Origin of the sequence: Porphyromonas pasteri (assembly GCF_014647755.1) — a bacterium.
Lineage (GTDB): Bacteria > Bacteroidota > Bacteroidia > Bacteroidales > Porphyromonadaceae > Porphyromonas > Porphyromonas pasteri.
Window position 1 is genome coordinate 1 of record NZ_BMPU01000005.1, and the last position, 22170, is coordinate 22170.

The window sequence follows — 22170 nt, forward strand, 5'->3', positions numbered from 1 at the left end:
ACAGGATTTCACGTGTCCCGCGCTACTCAGGATACCTCTAAGTCCAACGAAGATTTTCGGATACACAGCTGTCATGTTCTATGGCCGGCCTTTCCAGACCGTTCTCCTAATCTTGTCTTCCTATATCGAGGTCCTACAACCCCAGTTTTGCCGAAACAAAGCTGGTTTGGGCTAGTCCCCGTTCGCTCGCCACTACTAAGGGAATCACTTTTGTTTTCTTCTCCTATGGGTACTTAGATGTTTCAGTTCCCCACGTTCGCTCACTGCTCTGCAGTGTGACATATCTTCAATATGCCGGGTTGCCCCATTCGGAAATCTACGGATCAATTTGTATGTGCCAATCCCCGTAGCTTATCGCAGCTTATCACGTCCTTCGTCGCCTCCGAGAGCCAAGGCATCCACCGTCTGCCCTTATCTGTTTTTGCGCCTAACGTACTTCTAACATTGCTATCAGAAAGCACGCAGGTTGTATACTAACTTATTATATATGCTCTACGTTGTTTTCTCGTTTGTTTTTATCAAGTATGTCAATGATCGCTAAGAGGGCCGCTGGTGTTAACCTTGTGACACCTCTGTAAGTCAATCATAAGTAAGTCACCTTACTTATATCGTCTTCGCTAACGTCTGCCTTCCCTCTCCTCAGCTACCCTCGCTCGGGTCAGCCTTCATTCGAGGCGGTTCGTTTCTCGTTTGCGGTTGCAAAGATAGAGCAAAAACTAAATACAAACCAAATCCTACCGCAAAATATTTCTCAATACCGCCCGTTGAGTTGCATTCATTTCCCCATAAACAAGAGAGTTACAAGGGGTGAAAAAAATTTCAGATTCAGGGATGCAGTGGGAGACACATCGGGGAAAGAGCACAGGGAGTCGCTGGGATGAAGGAGTGGTTAAGCGGGATGGACACACGGACTACCCTACTTTCCCTGAATACATATAGGACAGGGGGCTATCAACCTATATTGGTCAGCGGGTGAACCTATATAGGTCGGCGTTTCGGCCTATATAGGTTGCTTTCGTGACCTATATAGCTTCACCCACCGACCAATATAGCTTCGCACCACCCGACTAAAGGTAGCCTTCCCGCTATCCCTCCAAAGAGGGAAAAGCAACCAGTACTGGTCACCATTCCAACCACTACTGGTTACCATAAGTGACCAGTACTACTTCGCGCCGTGACCAGTACTGGTCCGACAGCCGACCAGTACTGGTCGATTTCACCACCCAATAAATGCGCCGTCCGCCTATCACCTGTGCAAGGATAGGCGGGCGGGAAAAGAGCGACACCCCAGCTCGAAGGTCGGGCTGGGGTGTCGTCGTGGAGTAGCGCTTTATAAGCTCGCGCGAGTATGCCTACTTGAGAGCATAGGGATTATCCGTACTCGTAGGCCAGTTGATATTCTGATAGAAGTACGTGGCATCGATCTTGTTGCCAGGAGCACAAAGCTCTAACGTCTGAATCGAGACAGGATAGAGGTAGTGAGCCTGGTAGAAGGTATAGCCATCGAACATATCATTGTTATTAGCCTTCGAGATGATCTGGTAGGGGCGGTGATATGTACTGAGACTTTTGGCAGAGATGTTAGCCTTTGAAGTCCCATCCGAGATAATTCTCGTCTGAGTAGGATCAGGTACCAGCTCTTCCGTCTCTCTACCATCGGGGCCTGTGACCTTCACCGTCTTGGTACCCCAGAAGTAGCTATACTCATGAATCTTCGCCCAGAAGTTCACGCCCTCGATCACATAGTTCTTGACCTGGTCCATAGCGCACCAGCGAACAAGGTCATCGTGACGCATACCTTCACCAGCGAATTCACAGCGGCGCTCACGACGGATGCTATAGAGCGTAGGATCAATGGCCTGACCCTGAGAGAAGGCCCCCCAGTCATAGGAAGCTCTATTAACGTTGGCCTCCACTGACATATCTGTAGCATTGATCGTCGCATCGATCGTCCCAGTGATGCCAGCACGTTGGCGAAGCTGATCCCAATACTTACGAGCATCTGCATCCAGAGTTCTATTGAGCTCATAGGAAGCTTCGATGTAGTTTAGATAAGCTTCAGATGCTCTAAGGATGGGCACACCGGAGACATCGTTCATCTCTGAGCCCTGACGCATCGAGGGGTCATAGTTGTAATACTTACGCTGAGCATACCCTGTGACATCTCTGACCTCAGGCTTGTCGATCATATTCGGACACTCATACTTTTTGACGACCTTCTTAGCATTGTCGTAGCTACGAGCATCAGACTCTGCAAAGAGGAAGAGCTGGAGACGCTCATCACGATCCTTCTTCACATTATCGATCGTCACATCATTATAGGTAGCGGTGTTACGCTTGTAGTAAGGCAGACCATCCTTCATGAGGAAGGACTCTACGAGACCACGCGTCCAGCCAGAGTTCGTGCCTGTGACCAACTGATGGGAGACGAGGTGAAGGATTCTCTTATCCTTGCTGTACTGTCTCCACAGCAGAATCTCAGAGAAGCCATCAAGGCTTCTGGAGGCAAACATCTCATAGTAGGAATTCCAGCCACTAAAGGTAGGAAGGTCTGGATTGGTCTTGTGCGAGTTGGGGGTGAGGGATACTGCGTCAGCAACGACCTTCGCAGAAGCCATAGCCTGCTCGAGGAAGAACTTCACCTCAGCATCCTGATCGAAGACCTTACCCTTATTCCACTCCTTGTCTTTCCCTGGCCAAGTGGCATCACCTGGTACACGTCCAGTGCCTCGGTGGTGCTTCTCGAAGGTCCCTTCGTAGAGGGCCACACGGCTCTTGAGCAGCTGAGCAGCATTCTTCGTCAGACGCTGATTAGCGGGGAAGGCTGGTCTCAGATACTTGATAGCGGAGTCCAGCTCGCTGATGATAAAGCGAGCGACCTCATTACGTGGGCGTCGCTGAGAAGCCTTCTGCAAGGTCTCCAGCTCCGTCGGGAGAGTCTGGGTGATGATGGGGAAGTCACCATAGACCTTGAGTGCCTCGAAGTAAAGCAGCGCACGAATGGCATAGGCCTCCCCGATATAGTGATTGATATCAGTGGGGTCACCAACGATCTTACCGGCGTAGAACTTCGGCAGGACCTGCTCCATGTACCAGTTCACATTACGGATAGAGGCGATCGAGGGCTGACCAGTGCTCTCTACCTTCCACGTAGTATTGCTGAACATCGAACGGTTAGGATTGGTCGTAGCCTGATTATCCGTACCATCATCATAGGTAGCGATCCCTGCGTGATAGCCACCGTTCCCATGTCCTGGGAAGAGGGAAGCATAGTAGTTGATCGGGAAGGTACCAAGCTGCTCAGCAGTCCCATAGTATGAATCTGGGCCTACCTGATCAAGAGGCTCCCTATCAAGAAGATTACAGGAAGAGAGAGCCAGGAGGCCAGAGGATAGGAGGAGCGCCTTCCTCCAATAGCTATGTTGTCTCATAATACTTGTTCTGTTAGATGCCGATTAGATATTGACATTGAGCCCACAGGAGATCACGCGCTGCAGCGGATAGATCTTACCTGGTCCCCAGTCACCACCAGTAGCTTCGGGGTCGAAGATCTTGGGCAGTTTGGTGAAGGTCACGAGGTTGTCAGCCGAGGTGTAGACACGTAGGCGACTGACCCCGATCTTCTTCGTGAGAGAAGCAGGGAGGGTATAGCCCAGCTGGATATTCTTGATACGGAGATACGCCGCATTGACGACATAGCGGGACTGCGTCTGCATATTCTTGCTGCCCTTCTCGAAGAGGGGACGAGGATAGCGAGCATTCAGGTTAGCCCCATTGGGGTCACCCTCAGGTCGGAAGAAGTCCCAGTGCTCCTTGAAGCCTACAGACTGCCACTGCCCATGGCTCGTAGCACCGACAGAATAGGGCGAGTTGTCAAACCAGTCACGACGTCCAACCCCCTGAAGGAAGAAGCTAAAGTCAAGCCCCTGCCACGTAAGGTCAGCATTGAAACCAACCTTAAAGCGAGGAGCATTGTAGCCGAGGCGGCGAAGGTCTCCATGGTCGGACAAGGTGTTAGCCCCACCATTGACGGTATCATCACCATTAAGATCCTTATACATGATGTCCCCGGCCTGCCAGTTATCACCCCATGAAGGACGGTTAGTCTTCAGGTGCTCATTCATCTCATCGTTCGTCTTAGCGATACCAGCCGTAGTATAGCCCCAGATCTCACCCATGCGACGTCCTGCGTACCAAGTGGAGAGGGATCCCGTAGGGTTGTAGTACTGCGTGACCGTCTGGATGTCATCCGAGAGGATAAAGCGCAGCCCGTAGTTCACCTTGCCTACATAGTCACGCCACTTGAGCTCAGCTTCCCAGCCCTTAGAGACGAGGGTCGCATTATTCTCACTAGGTTGACCAGTACCGAGGGTGAAGGGCAGTGGTGAAGGAGGACCAACCATATCGCGAGTCGTACGGTTGAAGTACTCCAGAGTACCCTGCAGTCTGTTGTTCAGAGCCGCAAAGTCCAGACCGACGTTCCAGGACTCAATGCGCTCCCAAGTGAGAGCACTTGATACAATACCAGGGGCATTAGATGTATTCAGGCGTTCGCCACCGATGAGCCAAGCTGAGTTAGCTGTCCCGACAGGCTGAGAGAGGAACCAAGGATAGAGTGCTTGCACCTCGGTATTCCCCAATGTACCCCATGACCCGCGGAGCTTAAGCATTGAGAAGGTCTTCTTGAGAGGGGAGAAGAACTGCTCATTGGCAATATTCCAACCAGCAGAGAAGGAGGGGAAGGTAGCCCAGCGCTTATTGCCAATGAAGCGGGAGGAGCCATTGGAGCGGAGAGAGACCTCAAGGAGGTAACGCTCGTCATAAGCATAGTTCAGACGAGCGAAGCTCCCCATCGTAGCCCAATGGTTATAGCCTGAGTAGAGAGAAGGCTTGTCATTGGTAGCCGTATTGACCGTGGGGACAAGGTTCGAGATAAGATCCTTCTTGCTACCACCAAGATCATGGTAGTTATTGACTTCAAGGTCGAGACCAGCGATGAGCTTGACGTCATGCTTCTCTGCGAAGAGACGGCTATACTCGGCATAGTAGCGCCCGTTGAAGTAATTATTTCGCCAGGTGCTCTCACCGACACTCGTCTGGCCGTCGTCGCCACCCTCACGAGAGGTCAAGCGAGCAAGGCCATCCTTATCATGGCTATAGATAGCCAGGACATCCCAGTGATTGAAGTTGTAGGTAGTATTATAGTTATTCTCAGCACGGAGGAGAAGCCCAGGCAGGGGGCGTGCTTCCAGCGTCAGCTGCTGATTGACACGGTCACGTTGGTTGCGGTCGACACCACCATCTTGCATCTGGATCGTCTCATTACCAGGGATGAGATACCCGTGGACGTCACGCACAGGGTTAGTCGGCCAGCGGCGAGCAATATTATGGAAGAAGAGGCCCGTCATATAGCTTGGGCGGGAGTATTCTTCACGTGACCAGCGGTTGGTATAGGAGACGGTCAGCCATGGAGTGATGTCCGTGCTGAGCTTCGCAGTGAGGTTGTAGCGCTTGAAGGCATCATGTCCGTAGCGAATCAAGCCCTGCTGATCGAGTAGCGCACCACTGACGTAGTAGTTCGTCTTACCACTTCCACCAGATATGGAGAGGTTATGCTCTTGAGAAGGAGCATTCTTACGGTACATTTCCGCGAACCAATCGGTATTTGCCCATGAGTCCGTATAGAGATTCCAAGCTCTATCTCGCTCATTCCAGGAGGTTCCCGAGCGTAGGTCTTCTGAGATCGTACCTTGCTTGTAGGCTACGATACGCTTCATGATCTCATCGGTGAAGACCGTCCCATTCCCAGCGTTTGTACCAGCGGCATTGAAGTACTTAGCGAACTGCTCTGAGTCCATCATCTCAGGGACCTGTGTCGCAGTAGCAAAGCGGACATTGCCCGTATAGGAAACTCGGGCCCGGCCTTCACGACCGTTCTTGGTCTTGATGAGGATTACCCCGAAGGCAGCGCGAGATCCATAGATCGAGCTCGCAGAAGCATCCTTCAGCACCGATATGCTCTCGATATCATTAGCCGACAGAGAGTTCATATCTCCCTCTGAGCCGTCGATCAGGACCAGTGGGCTTGAGTTTGACCCCGTCCCGATCGTACCCGTACCACGGATATTGAGGGCCAGGGAGCTATTGAGGGCTCCCCCAGAGTTCCCCACCGAGAGGTTCAGACCAGGGATCATCCCCTGAAGAGCCTGCCCGACATTTTGCACGGGGCGAGCAGCCAGGGACTTCGAGTCGATAGAGGAGACAGCCCCTGTGAGGTTGACCTTCTTCTGAGTACCGTAGCCGACGACAACGACCTCCTGAGCCACCTGTGCGTCATCTTCGAGGACGACGTCGATGGTCGTACGCCCCGAGACAGGCACCTCCTGCTTCTTCATCCCGATGTAGGAGAAGACCAGGGTAGCATTCCGTGAGACATTCTGGAGCGTATAGTCCCCGGTAGGGGTAGTAGTGGTCCCTGCTGTTGTCCCCTTGACTCGAATAGAGACCCCTGCTAAGGGCTCCTTCTGGGTATCCCTGACGACCCCCTTGATGGTGATCGTCCCCTGTGCCCAGGTGACAAGCGGACTACTTAGGAGCATCGCCAGGATCAGCAGTACGATCCTCGCGGTAAAGTACTTGGAGAAATACTTCATCTTCGTAAGTTAGTGTTAGTGATACGTGTATGGATTGATTTGATTATGCATGATCTTAAGAGGAGCGGGAGAATGGGATCGTCAAGCGGCTCGGTCTTTCACGATCCGCTCCATGATAAGTGAGCTCATTGAGAGGGCTATTCATAGTAATGTAGGATACCGAGACCACATAGCACCTATCGGCCCGATAGGTGGTAGCGGGGAGGGGCGTCACCCCGTCCTCGTTGCGAGGTAGGCGACTCGGTCAAGATCTCTGATACTGATTTAATATAAAGTCTCATGTTCATGATCGGAATAGAAACTCTCTCACTCCTTCGGGGGCAAAGTTATGGATGAAAAGCGAGAAAACAAGCATTTATCAATGCTTACACTTAATAAATTTATTAAGTAATTCAACGCACTGAATACCACCACACTACGAGATCAAGATCTGTAACATATAGACTACCGTATTCCGCCCCAAAGCACTTCAAACTACATTTCCCCACACGTTCCCCTCGGATTGAGTATCTGACCCTACCCCCCAAAAGCTGGGTTAGCTGTATCCATTACCAGGGAGGGGGAAGCAAACCTATATAGGTCAGCGGGTGAACCTATATAGGTCGGTGCTTCGACCTATATAGATTGCATTCGTGACCTATATAGCTTCACCCGCCGACCAATATAGCTTCACACCACCCGAGTAAAGGTAGCCTTCCGCCTATCTCGCTAAAGAGAAAAAAGCAACCAATACTGGTCACCACTCCAACCACTACTGGTTGCTATTAGTGACCAGTACTACTTCGCCGCGTGACCAGTACTGGTCCGACCGCCGACCAGTACTGATCGTTTTCACCACCCCATAAAAGCGCCGTCCGCCTACCCCACAGAGGGGATAGGCGGACGGCGTGTTTGCTACCTTATATATAAGGAGGAGATTAGGAGGCGGAGCGCTCCAGCTCCTTGAGGTTCTCCAGCTTCTTACGCTGCATGAATTCGTAGATACCTTCGAGGTGCTCGGTGACCTTACCACCCCCGAACTCATAGACCTTACTCACGAGGCCGTCAAGGAAGTCACGGTCGTGGGAGACGAGGATGAGCGTGCCATCATAGTTGAGGAGGGCTTGCTTGAGGACTTCCTTCGTCTTCATATCGAGGTGGTTCGTCGGTTCGTCGAGGATCAGCAGGTTGTAGGGCTCGAGGAGGAGCTTGAGGAGTGCCAAGCGCGTACGCTCACCACCGCTGAGGACCTTGACCTTCTTCGTCGAAGCTTCGCCGCCAAACATAAAGGCACCGAGGAGGTCCTTGATCTTCGTGCGAATCTCGCCCTCGGCTACATCGTCGATAGTCTGGAAGACGGTGCGCGTCTCATCCTCGATGGCTGCCTGATTCTGGGCGAAGTAGCCGATCTGCACGTTATGGCCGAGCGTGAGGACACCTTCGTGCTCCAGCTCCTTCATAATGCAGCGCACGAGGGTACTCTTCCCTTCCCCGTTCTTCCCGACGAAGGCAATCTTGTCGCCACGCTCGATCATCAGGTTGACATCCGAGAAGATACGCTTGTCGCCAAAGGTCTTGCCCACACCCTCCATCTGCACGGGATAGTTGCCTGAGCGTGGGGCGGGTGGGAAGCGGAGGCGGATAGCGGAGGTATCGATCTCATCGACCTCGACCAGCTCGAGCTTCTCGAGCATACGCACACGGCTCTGCACCTGGTTGGTCTTGGAGTACGTGCCCTTGAAGCGCTCGATGAAGTCGGTCGTCTCGGCGATGAACTTCTGCTGCTCCTCGTAGGCCTTCATCTGCTGCTCGCGGCGCTCAGCACGCAGACGCTGGTACTCGGAGTAGTTCACCTTATAGTCGTAGAGGCGGCCCATCGTGATCTCGAGGGTACGCGTGGTGATGTGGTCGACGAAGGCGCGGTCGTGGCTGATGACGACGACCGTCTGACCCGTCTCGATGAGGAAGTCTTCGAGCCACTGGATCGACTCGATGTCGAGGTGGTTCGTCGGCTCGTCGAGGAGGAGGACATCGGGCTTCTGCAGGAGGAGCTTCGCCAGCTCGATACGCATACGCCAGCCCCCACTGAACTCGCTCGTCTGGCGCGTGAAGTCGCTTCGCTTGAAGCCAAGACCGAGGAGCGTCAGCTCGATAGCCTTGTCGTAGTTGATCTCTTCAATAGCGTAGTACTTCTCACCCAGTGCAGACACCTCCTCGATGATCGCCATATACTCAGGGCTATCGTAGTCGGTGCGGGTATTGAGGGCCTCGTTGAGCTCCTCCATACGGGCTGCCATCTGGTGGATGTTGCTGAAGGCTTGCTCAGCTTCCTCGAAGACGGTGCGCCCGTCTTCGGTGAGGAGGTGCTGGGGAAGGTAAGCTACCTGCACACCCGAGGGGACGTTGACCTTACCGCGGGTCGCCTCGCGCGTACCGCTGAGGATCTTTAGCAGGGTGCTCTTACCAGCACCATTCTTCCCCATGAGGGCGATGCGGTCCTTGGGGTTGATGACGAAGGAAATATCTGAAAAGAGGGGTGCCCCACCGATCTCGACAGTGAGGGCATCGACTGAAATCATACGCTTTGCTTAGAGAATAGAAGGAGGAAAGGGGATGAGAGAGTAAAAGATCCCCCTATGTCAGGTGTACGGACACCCAGCATAGGGGGACGGGGCGGACAGGCTACTGCCCTATCTGAAGGAGGGTGAAGCCGGCCTCGACGGGGTCGGTATCGAAGACGTTGCGCCCGTCGATGAGTAGCGGAGTCTTCACCGAGCGGTGAAGGACTTCCCAGGCGGGCATGCGAAACGCCTTCCATTCGGTGACGTGGAAGATCGCATCGACATCGAGCGCGGAGTCGTAGACATCACGTGCGTAGCGGACGCGGTCACCGAGATGACGGCGGGCCTCAAGCATGGCGATCGGGTCATAGACGGCGACCTCACAGCCAGCCTCGAGGAGGGAGTTGATGAGGACAAGCGAAGGCGCCTCGCGCATATCGTCCGTCTCAGGCTTGAAGGCCAAGCCCCAGACAGCGACACGACGACCCTTCAGATCACCACCGAAGTAGCGGGAGAACTTCTCGAAGAGCACGTGCTTCTGCGCCTCGTTCACGGCCTCGACAGCTTCGAGGACACGCATAGGACGGCCATATTCCTTCGCCGTGCGGATGAAGGCTTGCACATCCTTGGGGAAGCAAGAGCCACCATAGCCACAGCCCGAGTAGAGGAACTTGCTCCCGATGCGGGCGTCACTACCGATGCCCTGACGCACCATGGAAACATTGGCTCCGACGGCTTCGCAGAGGTTCGCCACCTCATTCATGAAGCTGATGCGCGTAGCGAGCATGGCGTTGGCCGCGTACTTCGTGATCTCTGCCGAAGCGATATCCATGAAGAGGACGCGGAAGTTATTGAGGAGGATGGGCTTGTAGAGGCGCGTCATCAGCTCACGGGCACGGTCGCTATCGACACCGACGACGACACGGTCGGGGCGCATGAAGTCCTCGATAGCGTTGCCCTCCTTAAGGAACTCGGGGTTCGAAGCGACGTCGAAGGGAATGGACACGCCACGCTCACGCTGTGCCGCCTCGATCGTCTCACGGACCTTGAGGTAGGTACCTACGGGCACGGTACTCTTGGTGACGACGAGACAATAGTCCGTCATCGCCTCACCGATAGCACGAGCTACGGAGAGGACGTGGCGCAGGTCGGCCGAGCCATCTTCGTCTGGGGGCGTACCGACAGCACTGAAGATAATCTCGACATGGGGCAGGACTTCGGCGATAGAGGTAGAGAAGTGCAGACGTCCAGCCTCCACTCCACGGCGTACGAGGGCGTCCAGACCCGGCTCATAGATGGGTATCTCCCCATCACGCAGGCGCTGGATCTTCGCCTCATCGACATCTACACAGTAGACTTCTACACCGAGGTCAGCGAAGCAAGCTGCGCTGACCAGTCCGACATAGCCTATCCCTACGATAGCAATGGGCATAATGCTACTCCTTATTATATATGTATCGGTGTTACTTCGCGGGGGCTGCTTCACGCAGCTCACGGGCGATGCGCTCCATCTCTTCGGCAGGAAGCTGGAGCTTCTTCTTCAAGTCGATATCCCCCTCAGCATTGATGGGCACAAGGTGGATGTGCGCATGGTTGACCTCAAGTCCGAGGACGAGGACAGCGACCTTGCGGCACTTCGTCACCGTCTGGATCTGACGGGCGACCTGCTTAGCGAAGACCATCATGCGCCCGAGCAGATCATCCTCGATATCGAAGATGTAGTCGACCTCCTGGCGAGGCACGACGAGCGTGTGACCGGGCTGTACGGGATTGATGTCGAGGAAGGCGTAGAACTCGGCGTCCTCGGCGACTCGATACGAAGGGATCTCCCCCTCAATGATGCGTGTGAAGAGCGTAGCCATGGAGTAAAACGAGATTAGATCGAGATATTGAGGATCTCGAAGTTCAGGAGGCCACCAGGCGTCTGGACCTCGACGACATCACCGACCTTGCGGCCCATAAGGCCCTTGGCAATGGGGGTGTTGACGGAGATCTTCTTCTCCTTAAGGTTCGCCTCGGTGTCAGAGACCAGCGTATAGGTCAGCTCAGCACCCGTCTTGGTATTGCGGATGGTGACCTTGCTCAGGATCTGGATGCTATCGGTAGAGATCTTCGACTCGTCGATGATACGAGCGTTAGCGACCTGTGCCTTGAGCTGAGCGATCTTCCCTTCGAGGAGGCCCTGAGCTTCCTTGGCAGCGTCGTACTCGGCGTTTTCCGAGAGGTCCCCCTTATCACGTGCCTCGGCGATCTGACGAGAGATCTCGGGGCGGTGAACTGATTCGAGTTCGTTGATCTCAGCTATGAGCTTGTCATAGCCGGCTTGTGTCATATAGTTATATGCCATAGTCGTAGTTGGGGAGTCATAGACTCCAGCCTAATTTTTGCGCGGTCTTGACCGCAAGTAAAAACAATAGTGAACCCTACTCCAGCCGATCGCTGTCGTAGGGTTCCTTCGCAAAGGTACGATTATTTATCCAAGGCAGGGTACCAGCTTAATTTATTTGCTTCCCCCACCCTATCAAAACCTTACGCCTCCTGACTACCCGATTCCCAAGCACAGCAGGCGGGAAGGCATCGGCGTCTATCCTGCAGATAGCGGCAGTCGCCACCGCGCCTGTATAGAGTGACTTAGCCGACTATCCGCATACGATCCACCACGGAGCAAGACCACCCTGCAGGTCCCCTTCATCTGAACCTAACAGCGGTCTACGGGCGGACCACTATGAAAACGCCCCACTCGCCCACAGTCGTACATCAGCGAGCTGGCTACTCCTCGTCTTCGGCGAAGGGCAGCCACTGCTGCACCCACATCCCCGGGCGAAGCTCCTCGGGCGGATGCGAGAGGGAGAGCCCCAAGAGGCGAATGGGACGGTCTGCATAATCAAGCGCGCGAAGAAGCTCCAAGCCACGCTGCAGAAGTAGGTCAGGCGAAGAGAAGGCTTCGGAGAAGGAAGCCGAGCGGGAGAGAACGGAGAAGTCGGCGAACTTCACCCGCAGTGTGAGCGTGCGCCCCGAGAACTGACGGCGCTGCAGACGCCCGTCCAGCTCCTCGACCACCTCACGAAGGTGAGCTTCGACAACGAGGGGCTCAGCACTATTCTCCTCGAAGGTGCGCTCACAGCCGAGGCTCTTACGTACCCATTCGTAGATGACGGGGCGCTCATCCACTCCACGAGCGAAGTCATAGAAGACACGCCCCGCCTTACCAAAGTGGCGGGTCAGCTGCTCGAGGCTTCGCTCTCGGAGGTCAGCCCCCGTGCGGATACCCAGGAGATGCATACGCTCTGCCGTAGCACGCCCCACACCCCAGAAGGCTTCGACGGGAAGGTCGGCGATGAAGTCCATCGCTTGCGACGGATGGATCGTGCAGAGCCCGTCGGGCTTGCGCGCGTCGGAAGCAATCTTCGCGAGGAACTTATTATACGACACACCCGCCGAAGCCGTCAGCCCCAGCTCCTCGCGGATGCGGCGACGGATCTCACGGGCTATCTCTACGGCCATAGGCTCCCCGACCTTGTTCTCCGTCACATCGAGGAACGCCTCATCGAGGGAAATCGGCTCGATGATATCGGTGTAGTCGTGGAAGATGCCGTGAATGGCCCGCGATACCTCACGGTAGCGATCGAAGTTCACCGGCACAAAGATGAGCTGCGGGCAGAGCTTACGTGCCTTCGCCCCAGGCATCGCTGAGCGTACACCGAAGTGCCGAGCTTCGTAGCTCGCAGCACAGACCACCCCACGCGACTCCGCTCCACCCACGGCAATAGGCAGCCCCCGAAGCTCGGGATGGTCGTGCTGCTCTACCGAGGCGTAGAAGGCATCCATGTCGATGTGTATGATCTTGCGCATGGCGAAGGAGAGGAATGGGCAGGCGGCTTAGGGAGAAGCTATCACTTCTTGGGGCGCTGAGGCATCGGGCGCGTATAGGCCCAAGCCCAAGCGATGAGAGGGAGCTGAAGTGGCAGACGCACCAAGGCGAAGGTCAGACGGGGATCCGCCGTGGCCTTCATATTGAGGTAGGTCTGGATATTTGCAGGGAAGACCGCGATAAGCAAGAGGACAATACCCCACGCAGCCCACACACGCAGACGAGTCTTCGGGCGAAGGACAAGAGCCACTCCCAGCACGATCTCGATGACCCCACTCAGGGCAACGAGCGCTTCGTGAGCGGGGAGGTAGGGTGGCATCGTGCGCAGGTACATCTCGGCATTCACGAAGTGATTGATCCCAGCAGCGATATAGAGGAGGGCACAGAGGTAGAGCCCGACGAAGTAAAGGCGATAGCGAAGCATCGGAACGTATAGGAGAAAAGGTGATAAAAAGCACTGACCCCCTAGCGCAGGTGCGTTAGGGGGCCAGGCAGACCTGCCCTAAGCGGGCAAGCGTAGTACTTGAGATTATTCCGCTTTTAGCGTCACACGCTTGAAGGCAGTCACCGTGAGGCTCTTGCTCTGAGCCTGGAGGTACTGAGCGATGGTCAACTTGTTGTCCTTGACGAAGAGCTGATCAAGGAGGGTATTTTCCTTGTAGTACTTCTTCAGGGCACCCTGTGCGATGTGGTCGACGAGGTTCTCGGGCTTACCAGCTTCGCGAGCCTTTTCGCGAGCGAGGTTGAGCTCACGCTCCTTGACATCAGCGGGGACGTCTTCTTCGGTGATGCCGACGGGAGCCATAGCAGCGATCTGCATAGCTACGTCGCGAGCGACCTGAGCGTCAGCAGCTTCGTTGAAGGCTACGATCGTAGCGAGCATGTTCCCTGGGTGGATGTAAGAGGTCGTGAAAGCACCCTGGACGAACTCGTATACACCGAGCTCCATCTTTTCACCAGAGACACCGCTGCGCTCGGTGATGTGGTCCTGTACGCTACGGCCGTCAGCCATAGGAGCAGCGAGGATTTCTTCCTTAGAAGCACCCTTCTTAGCCTTAGCTACTTCGAGGATAGAGGAGACGAGCTTGATGAAGTCTTCGTTCTTAGCGACGAAGTCCGTTTCGCACTTGACGCCTACCATGACAGCATAGTCGCCTTCGTGAGCAGCGAGGATGCAGCCTTCTTCGGCTTCGTGGTCGCCACGCTTAGCAGCGATAGCCTGGCCACGCTTACGGATGAGTTCGATAGCCTTCTCGAGGTCGCCAGCAGCTTCTTCGATAGCCTTCTTAACATCGGAGAGACCAGCACCGGTGAGGGCGCGGAGCTTCTTGATGTCTTCCAACAATTTACTCATGATGGTATCTTGTATTGAGTTAGAGTTCTTGTGATTGGCAGATAAGGCCCGAGGACGAGCGGCTTAGACGGCTCATCCTCGGACTTATCTTACTGTATATCGCTCCCGTCAGGGAGTCGACAGGGTCGTCTCAGACGGAGAGCTTAAGCTTCTTCGGAGGTAGCCTCAGCCTTGCGGCGGGTACGGCTACCCTTCTGTACGAGCTTAGCGCCACCTTCGCCTTCGCCCTTTTCCTGGCCCTTACCTTCGGCCTTGCGTTCCTGCAGACCTTCGGAGATAGCGCCACAGATAGCCGAGACGATGACTTCTACGGCAGCCGTAGAGTCGTCGTTAGCAGGGATGACGTAGTCGACATTAGAGGGATCGCTATTGGTGTCCACAATAGCGAAGACGGGGATACCGAGGCGCTTAGCTTCAGCTACTGCGATGTGCTCCTTCATTACGTCTACGACGAAGAGGGCGTTAGGCAGCTTGTTCATATCAGCGATAGAGCCGAGCGTAAGCTCGAGCTTAGCACGCTGACGAGATATCTGGAGCTTCTCGCGCTTGGAGAGGTTATCAAACGTACCATCAGCAGTCATCTTATCGATCTCGGTCATCTTCTTGACGGCCTTGCGGATCGTAGCGAAGTTGGTAAGCATACCACCGGGCCAGCGCTCTGTGACATAAGGCATACCTACAGCCTTAGCTAGCTCAGCGACAGCGCCCTTGAGCTGCTTCTTCGTAGCTACGAAGAGGATCTTCTTGCCAGCCTTTGCCAGGCCCTTGGCGACTTCTGCTGCTTCGTCGACCTTAACAACAGTCTTGTGAAGGTCGATGATGTGGATGTCGTTACGCTCCATGAAGATGTATGGAGCCATAGCTGCATTCCACTTACGGGTGAGGTGACCGAAATGGGCACCTGCTTCTATGAGTTGGTCAAATGAAACTCTTGACATGATTTCGTTTACGTTCTATAAAGTGTAACAGAATTACTTTCAACTGCTTGGTAGGACGGAAGTCTTACTCAGGGAGAAGACTCCCATAGCTCTAAGCAATTTAGATACTAAACGCGAAATAACATCCCTCAGGCCACAAGCCTGAGATGAGGGATATTAACGCTTGCTGAACTGGAAGCGCTTGCGTGCCTTGGGGCGACCTGGCTTCTTACGCTCGACGACACGAGAGTCGCGAGTAAGGAAGCCTTCTGCGCGCAGGGCTGGCTTGTCTTCTTCGTTGATCTTGACGAGAGCACGAGCGATCGCAAGACGAGCTGCTTCGCTCTGTCCCTTGAAGCCCCCACCCTTGAGGTTGATCTTGATGTCATACTTCTCTACGGCATCCAGAGTAGCCAGGGGCTGGCGTACGATGTACTGGAGGATCGAAGAGGGGAAGTATGCAGCGATATCACGCTTGTTGATCGTGATCTTCCCGCTACCTGCTGCTACATATACGCGGGCTACTGCGGCCTTACGACGGCCAATGGCATTGATGAATTCCATACGTCCTGGTATATATTACTTGAGCTTGGAGAGATCGACGAGACGAGGCTGCTGTGCTTCGTGCTTGTGCTCTGCGCCGTCATAGACGTAGAGGTTAGCCAGGATAGCAGCACCGAGACGGTTCTTGGGGAGCATACCCTTGACGACCTTGCGGAAGAGGCGATCAGAACCCTTAGCCTGCAGGAAGCGGGGGCTGAACTGACGCTGCCCACCGGGGTAGCCAGAGAACTTAAGATAGACGCGGTCATCCCACTTCTTACCAGTGAGGACTACCTTGTCGGCGTTGATTACGATCACGTTGTCCCCGCAGTCTACGTGGGGCGTGAAGTTGGGCTTGTACTTACCGCGAAGGAGCTTAGCGATCTTGGAGCATACACGACCCAAGCTCTCTCCTGCTGCGTCCACGACGACCCACTCCTTGGTGACGGTCGCCTTGTTGGCAGAGACGGTCTTGAAACTTAAAGTGTCCATTCCTTCTGTCTTGTTGTTAATGATTCGACGAATAGCGATTCTACTTATAGCGACAGGTCTTCTCGTGGCCTTACCCTATAACTATGGGACACAGGCAAAGCGCACACTACTCTCCCAGTACTGGGCGATAAGACTCTGTCGATCCTCATAGACTCGCTGGGTACTATTTGATAAACAGCGCACAAAGATACAAAAAAACAAGAGACGCCGTGCACCCCTCCCATCACCTCGCTCAAACAGTGTTCGGGCACCTCTGTAGAAGCAGCGGTACAACCCGCACTCCCTCGGAGCACCACCCTCTAACGGGCGGAACAAGCTCATCGAAGAAAGAAGAAGATACCAAAACGTGCAAGCCGTGCAAAGCTGTAGTGGTCGGTGGTATGAACCACTATTGCTCCGTGCATAAAGCAATAGTGGTTTGAGGTACGAACAACTATTGGTTTGGAGTACGAACCAGTAGTGGTTTGCACACGAAGCAATATTACTTCGAAAGCCTCGCACTATGAAAGCTCACCATACTCTATCAATATAAGAGAGACGCACCCTTCTGTAGGCAGGATACCTGAGTGTCTGTAGCTACGCACTCAAATAGGCACAAAGCACAAGAGCCTCGCCCCCCTTCTCGGCATACCCGCCCGAGCTAAAATGGCGACACCCACGGAAACAGAATAGCTCTCCTCCCCGACCGTGCGGAGTAACCTATATAGGTAGAAAAACGAACCAGTACTGGTCACTCTTCCGACCAGTACTGGTTGACAATAGATACCTATACTGCTTCGCGCTGCGACCAGTACTGGTCGGAAGAGTGACCAATACTGGTTCAAATCGCCCCTCCGAGAGCCACCCTCTATCACCCTATAAATAAACCCCATACGCACCGCCGAAAATGGGGCTACTTTCCCCCGAAAAAGAAGCCCCCATCAGCGCTCGCAGGAGTATGGCTCTTTCGAATGAGAGAGAAGTCAGCGATAATAGTGCGTCCAGCAAAATCGAAAATTTCGATTTTACTACCCGACCTTAGTCCGACAGGCTCCACAGCTGTACAAACAACACTAAGCCCCTATCTACTCTGCATAGCAGAAGCACTGAGCAATCGGCTTCATTGAAACACATTCCCTCTTTGATAAGTCTCCTCATCACAATCAGCTGTTGCAAAATATGCAACAACTGACCACGGTGCAAAGACTTCTTCGTAGGGGGAAATTCACACATTCGATAAGAGGCCGGCTTATTCCTTTGGATAAATAGAACCACTCGGTAGAGAAGTAGCCTATAACCATTACCAAGGAGAGGGAACAATGTACTCCTCCCCGAACACCACTATTCCTACAAACACCCCGTCAGTATAGGCACAAAAAAGCCCCGCCCGCAGGAGCAGTGCTCTTGCGGGCGGGGCAGATATGTTATAGGGAGGAGGGCTTAGCCAGCGATGCTGACGTCACCTTCGAGGTCGAGACCAGAGGAGGCAGCGAGTGCCTGTTCGTGTTCGCTCACGGGCATGACCACAAGGCGCTTGTACTCACGCAGACCCGTACCGGCGGGGATGAGGTGACCACAGATGACGTTCTCCTTGAGGCCTTCGAGCGTATCGACCTTACCGTTGATAGCAGCATCGTTGAGGACCTTCGTCGTTTCCTGGAAGGAAGCAGCCGACATGAAGCTCTTCGTCTGCAGAGCAGCGCGGGTGATCCCCTGAAGGATCTGGCGAGCCGTCGCGGGCTTAGCTTCGCGGACCTCTACGGTACGCAGGTCACGGCGCTTCAGCTGGCTATTCTCATCACGCAGCTTGCGGAGCGTGACGATCTGACCTGGGCTGAGGGTCTCGGAGTCGCCAGCGTCGACGACGACGACCTTACCCCAGAGGCGGTCGTTCTCATCCATGACCTCAAGCTTATCGACAACCTGCTGCTCGAGGAAGAGCGTATCCCCTGGATCGAGGATCTCTACCTTGCGCATCATCTGGCGGACGATGACCTCGAAGTGCTTGTCGTTGATCTTCACACCCTGCAGGCGGTAGACGTCCTGGACTTCGTTGACGATGTATTCCTGGACAGCCGTGGGACCCTTGATCTCAAGGATATCGGTAGGCGTGATAGCACCATCAGAGAGAGGCATACCAGCGTAGACCGAGTCACCTTCCTGCACGAGGATCTGCTTAGAGGTAGGTACGAGGTACTTACGCTCAGCGCCGAGCTTGGTGGTGACGATGACCTCACGGTTACCGCGCTTGAGGCTCTTACCGAAGGAGACGACACCATCGACTTCTGCTACGACAGCAGGGTTGGATGGGTTACGTGCTTCGAAGAGCTCCGTGACACGAGGCAGACCACCGGTGATGTCACCAGCCTTGCTCATCGAGCGAGGGATCTTAGCGAGCGTCTCCCCGACGTGGATCTCGGAGTGGTTCTCCTGGACGACGTGGGCACCTACAGGGAGGTTGTAGCTCTTGAGGAGGTTGCCGTTGGCATCCTCGATATGGATACCAGGTACGACGTTACGGTCCTTTGATTCGGTGATGATCATTTCCTTCAGACCCGAAGCTTCGTCAGACTCGACTCGGTAGGTAGAGCCTTCGATGAGGTTATCGAAGACGACCTTACCCGAGACTTCGGAGATGATGAGGGCGTTGAAGGGGTCGAATTCGAAGAGCGTCTGCCCCTTCTTGACCTCTTCACCTTCAGCGAAGAAGAGCTTAGCACCGTAAGGCACCTTGATGGAGCGGAGGACGATCTTCGTATTCTTATCGGAGATCTTCAGCTCGGTCATACGGCTGACGACGATGTTGACGGGCTTGCCACCATCTTCGGAAGCCACTTCGGCGACACGCAGGTCATCGAAGGTGACGATACCATCGTACTTAGCAGCGACACTATTGCGCGTAGCGACGTTCGAAGCTACCCCCCCGACGTGGAAGGTACGGAGTGTCAGCTGTGTACCAGGCTCACCGATAGACTGAGCAGCGATGACCCCGACGACCTCACCCTTCTGGACGAGGATGTTCGTAGCGAGGTTACGGCCGTAGCACTTAGCGCAAACCCCCTTCTTAGATTCACAGGTGAGTACCGAGCGGATCTCGACCTGCTCGATGGGCGATGCCTGGATGCGCTCAGCAGCAGCTTCGCGGATCTCTTCGCCAGCGTGGACGATGACTTCACCCGTAGAAGGATGGATCACATCGTGCACAGAGACACGACCGAGGATGCGCTCATAGAGGGTAGCTACTACTTCGTCGTCGTTGTCTTCCTTCGTGAGCTCAGTAGCCACGAGACCACGGAGCGTACCACAGTCTTCTTCGGTGACGATGACATCCTGCGAGACGTCTACGAGACGACGCGTGAGGTAACCAGCGTCAGCCGTCTTCAGAGCCGTATCGGCAAGACCCTTACGAGCACCGTGGGTAGAGATGAAGTACTCGAGCACGGAGAGACCCTCCTTGAAGTTCGAGAGAATTGGGTTCTCAATGATCTGTCCACCCTCGCTACCGCTCTTCTGAGGCTTAGCCATCAGACCACGGATACCAGAGAGCTGACGGATCTGCTCCTTCGAGCCACGAGCACCAGAGTCCATCATCATGAAGACGGAGTTGAAGCCCTGGTTGTCTTCGCTCAGGTGCTTCATCAGGATACCCGTGAGCTGGCTATTGACGTGCGTCCACGTGTCGATGATCTGATTGTAGCGCTCGTTGTTCGTAATGAACCCGCCGCTATAGTTCATCATGATCTCTTCGACAGCTTCGTAACCCTCAGCGATGAGCTTAGCCTTCTCTTCGGGGATGATGACGTCACCGAGGTTGAAGGAGAGGCCACCCTTGAAGGCCATGTAGTACCCGAGGTTCTTGATATCATCGAGGAACTGTGCCGTGATAGCCACACCGCAGACCTTGATCACGCGGCCGATGATGTCACGCAGGCTCTTCTTACCGAGGACTTCGTTGACGTAGCCCACTTCCTTAGGTACGTACTCGTTGACGAGCAGACGACCCATAGAGGTGTCGACCATATGACGGATGGGTTCGCCATCCTTGACGTCGTCGACGTAGACCTTGATAGGAGCGTGGAGGTCGATCTTACCTTCGTTATAAGCGATGGTAGCTTCCTCGACACCGTAGAAGGTGTAGCCGTCACCCTTAGCACCTGGACGGAGCTTGGTGATGTAGTACAGACCGAGCACCATGTCCTGCGAAGGAACGGTGATAGGCGCACCATTGGCGGGGTTGAGAATATTGTGCGAAGCGAGCATGAGCATCTGCGCTTCGAGAATAGCTTCGTTGCCGAGAGGGAGGTGGACAGCCATCTGGTCACCGTCGAAGTCCGCGTTGAAGGCGGTACAGGACAGCGGATGGAGCTGAATAGCCTTACCCTCGATCATCTTAGGCTGGAAGGCCTGGATACCGAGACGGTGAAGTGTAGGAGCACGGTTCAGGAGGACGGGATGACCCTTCATGACGTGCTCGAGGATATCCCATACGACAGGATCCTTGCGGTCTACAATCTTCTTAGCGCTCTTAACCGTCTTGACGATACCGCGCTCGATGAGCTTGCGGATGACGAAGGGCTTGTAGAGCTCAGCGGCCATGTACTTAGGCAGACCGCACTCGTGCATCTTCAGCTCAGGGCCGACGACGATGACCGAACGGGCAGAGTAGTCGACACGCTTACCGAGGAGGTTCTGGCGGAAGCGACCCTGCTTACCCTTGAGGCTATCGGAGAGGGACTTGAGAGGACGGTTGTTGTCGGAGCGTACAGCGCTTGACTTACGCGAGTTATCGAAGAGAGAGTCGACAGCCTCCTGGAGCATGCGCTTTTCGTTGCGCAGGATGACTTCAGGAGCCTTGATCTCGATCATACGCTTCAGACGATTGTTACGGATGATCACACGACGATAGAGGTCGTTGAGATCAGACGTAGCGAAGCGTCCTCCATCGAGGGGTACGAGCGGACGGAGATCGGGTGGGATGACGGGCAGCACCTTCATAATCATCCACTCGGGGCGGTTGACATTCTTGGAGGCACGGAAGCTCTCTACGACCTGAAGGCGCTTGAGGGCTTCGTTCTTACGCTGCTGTGAGCCGTCGGTGCTGGCACGGTGGCGCAGCTCGTAGGACAGGGCATCGAGGTCGAGGCGAGCGAGCATATCGTAGATCGCCTCAGCACCCGTCTTACAGATGAACTTATCAGGATCGGAGTCTTCGAGCTGTGCATTACCTGGATATTCCTGATCGAGGTAATCAAGGTAGTCGAGGTACTGCTCTTCGGTGAAGACGGGATTGGGATCCTTATCGAGCGACTTAGCGGCGGTCTCCTTCGTCAGGTCATCATTGATGCGAGACTGGAGCACACCACCCTGGATGAGGACGTAGCGCTCGTAGTAGATGATAGACTCGAGCTTCTTGGTAGAGAGACCAAGGAGGTAGCCCATCTTGTTGGGGAGTGAGCGGAAGTACCAGACGTGTGCGATGGGCACCTCAAGCTTGATATGCCCCATACGCTCACGGCGTACCTTCTTCTCCGTGACCTCGACACCGCATCGATCACAGACGATACCGCGATAGCGGATACGCTTGTACTTACCACAGTGGCACTCGAAGTCCTTGACGGGACCGAAGATGCGCTCGCAGAAGAGCCCATCACGCTCGGGCTTGTAGGTACGGTAGTTGACGGTCTCGGGCTTCAGCACTTCACCGCTGGAGTTCTCTAAGATCTCCTCGGGGGAGGCTAGAGAAATCCGGATCTGTGAGAAGTTGCTCTTTATCTTATTGTCTTTCTTGAAAGCCATAATAGAAAGGGAAATAATGCGGATC

General features: G+C 54.6%; 13 protein-coding genes and 1 rRNA gene. All 14 read right to left on the minus strand.

What is annotated here, in order from left to right; translation table 11 throughout:
• Positions 1-425, minus strand: a 23S ribosomal RNA gene (locus IEX77_RS07205); the annotation flags it as partial.
• Between the two features lie 927 nt (positions 426-1352).
• Complete coding sequence (locus tag IEX77_RS07210; RefSeq protein WP_188808337.1) at positions 1353-3431, minus strand: RagB/SusD family nutrient uptake outer membrane protein; 2079 nt, start codon at positions 3429-3431, stop codon at positions 1353-1355.
• A 24-nt stretch (positions 3432-3455) separates the two neighbouring features.
• Complete coding sequence (locus tag IEX77_RS07215; protein ID WP_229770836.1) at positions 3456-6653, minus strand: SusC/RagA family TonB-linked outer membrane protein; 3198 nt, start codon at positions 6651-6653, stop codon at positions 3456-3458.
• 917 nt (positions 6654-7570) lie between these two features.
• Complete coding sequence (locus tag IEX77_RS07220; RefSeq protein WP_188808338.1) at positions 7571-9211, minus strand: ABC-F family ATP-binding cassette domain-containing protein; 1641 nt, start codon at positions 9209-9211, stop codon at positions 7571-7573.
• 103 nt (positions 9212-9314) lie between these two features.
• A complete protein-coding gene (locus IEX77_RS07225; protein ID WP_188808339.1) occupies positions 9315-10625 on the minus strand; it encodes a UDP-glucose dehydrogenase family protein in 1311 nt (436 codons plus the stop codon).
• A 31-nt stretch (positions 10626-10656) separates the two neighbouring features.
• Positions 10657-11055 (minus strand): HIT family protein, encoded by a 399-nt coding sequence (locus IEX77_RS07230; protein ID WP_188808340.1) that lies wholly within the window; start codon positions 11053-11055, stop codon positions 10657-10659.
• 14 nt (positions 11056-11069) lie between these two features.
• Positions 11070-11540, minus strand: coding sequence for a transcription elongation factor GreA (gene greA, locus IEX77_RS07235; RefSeq protein WP_044115645.1), 471 nt, complete (start codon positions 11538-11540; stop codon positions 11070-11072).
• A gap of 422 nt (positions 11541-11962) precedes the next feature.
• On the minus strand, positions 11963-13045 hold the full coding sequence (dinB, locus tag IEX77_RS07240) for a DNA polymerase IV (protein ID WP_188808341.1): 1083 nt from the start codon (positions 13043-13045) through the stop codon (positions 11963-11965).
• 41 nt (positions 13046-13086) lie between these two features.
• Positions 13087-13488: a DoxX family protein gene (locus tag IEX77_RS07245; protein ID WP_188808342.1), complete on the minus strand. Its 402-nt coding sequence runs from the start codon at positions 13486-13488 to the stop codon at positions 13087-13089.
• A 105-nt stretch (positions 13489-13593) separates the two neighbouring features.
• On the minus strand, positions 13594-14418 hold the full coding sequence (gene tsf, locus IEX77_RS07250; RefSeq protein ID WP_188808343.1) for a translation elongation factor Ts: 825 nt from the start codon (positions 14416-14418) through the stop codon (positions 13594-13596).
• Positions 14419-14561: 143 nt separating this feature from the next.
• Positions 14562-15356: a 30S ribosomal protein S2 gene (rpsB, locus tag IEX77_RS07255; RefSeq protein ID WP_188808344.1), complete on the minus strand. Its 795-nt coding sequence runs from the start codon at positions 15354-15356 to the stop codon at positions 14562-14564.
• Between the two features lie 156 nt (positions 15357-15512).
• Complete coding sequence (gene rpsI / locus IEX77_RS07260) at positions 15513-15899, minus strand: 30S ribosomal protein S9 (RefSeq protein ID WP_009432809.1); 387 nt, start codon at positions 15897-15899, stop codon at positions 15513-15515.
• Between the two features lie 15 nt (positions 15900-15914).
• Positions 15915-16370 (minus strand): 50S ribosomal protein L13, encoded by a 456-nt coding sequence (gene rplM, locus IEX77_RS07265; protein WP_009432733.1) that lies wholly within the window; start codon positions 16368-16370, stop codon positions 15915-15917.
• A 1419-nt stretch (positions 16371-17789) separates the two neighbouring features.
• Positions 17790-22145, minus strand: a complete 4356-nt coding sequence (gene rpoC, locus IEX77_RS07270; protein ID WP_188808345.1) for a DNA-directed RNA polymerase subunit beta' — start codon at positions 22143-22145, stop codon at positions 17790-17792.
• Positions 22146-22170 lie beyond the last annotated feature (25 nt).

Coding starts and splice junctions, on each gene's coding strand:
- IEX77_RS07210 (WP_188808337.1), bottom strand. CDS start 3,431: ATGAGACAACATAGCTATTGGAGGAAGGCGCTCCTCCTATCCTCTGGC.
- IEX77_RS07215 (WP_229770836.1), bottom strand. CDS start 6,653: ATGAAGTATTTCTCCAAGTACTTTACCGCGAGGATCGTACTGCTGATC.
- IEX77_RS07220 (WP_188808338.1), bottom strand. CDS start 9,211: ATGATTTCAGTCGATGCCCTCACTGTCGAGATCGGTGGGGCACCCCTC.
- IEX77_RS07225 (WP_188808339.1), bottom strand. CDS start 10,625: ATGCCCATTGCTATCGTAGGGATAGGCTATGTCGGACTGGTCAGCGCA.
- IEX77_RS07230 (WP_188808340.1), bottom strand. CDS start 11,055: ATGGCTACGCTCTTCACACGCATCATTGAGGGGGAGATCCCTTCGTAT.
- greA (WP_044115645.1), bottom strand. CDS start 11,540: ATGGCATATAACTATATGACACAAGCCGGCTATGACAAGCTCATAGCT.
- dinB (WP_188808341.1), bottom strand. CDS start 13,045: ATGCGCAAGATCATACACATCGACATGGATGCCTTCTACGCCTCGGTA.
- IEX77_RS07245 (WP_188808342.1), bottom strand. CDS start 13,488: ATGCTTCGCTATCGCCTTTACTTCGTCGGGCTCTACCTCTGTGCCCTC.
- tsf (WP_188808343.1), bottom strand. CDS start 14,418: ATGAGTAAATTGTTGGAAGACATCAAGAAGCTCCGCGCCCTCACCGGT.
- rpsB (WP_188808344.1), bottom strand. CDS start 15,356: ATGTCAAGAGTTTCATTTGACCAACTCATAGAAGCAGGTGCCCATTTC.
- rpsI (WP_009432809.1), bottom strand. CDS start 15,899: ATGGAATTCATCAATGCCATTGGCCGTCGTAAGGCCGCAGTAGCCCGC.
- rplM (WP_009432733.1), bottom strand. CDS start 16,370: ATGGACACTTTAAGTTTCAAGACCGTCTCTGCCAACAAGGCGACCGTC.
- rpoC (WP_188808345.1), bottom strand. CDS start 22,145: ATGGCTTTCAAGAAAGACAATAAGATAAAGAGCAACTTCTCACAGATC.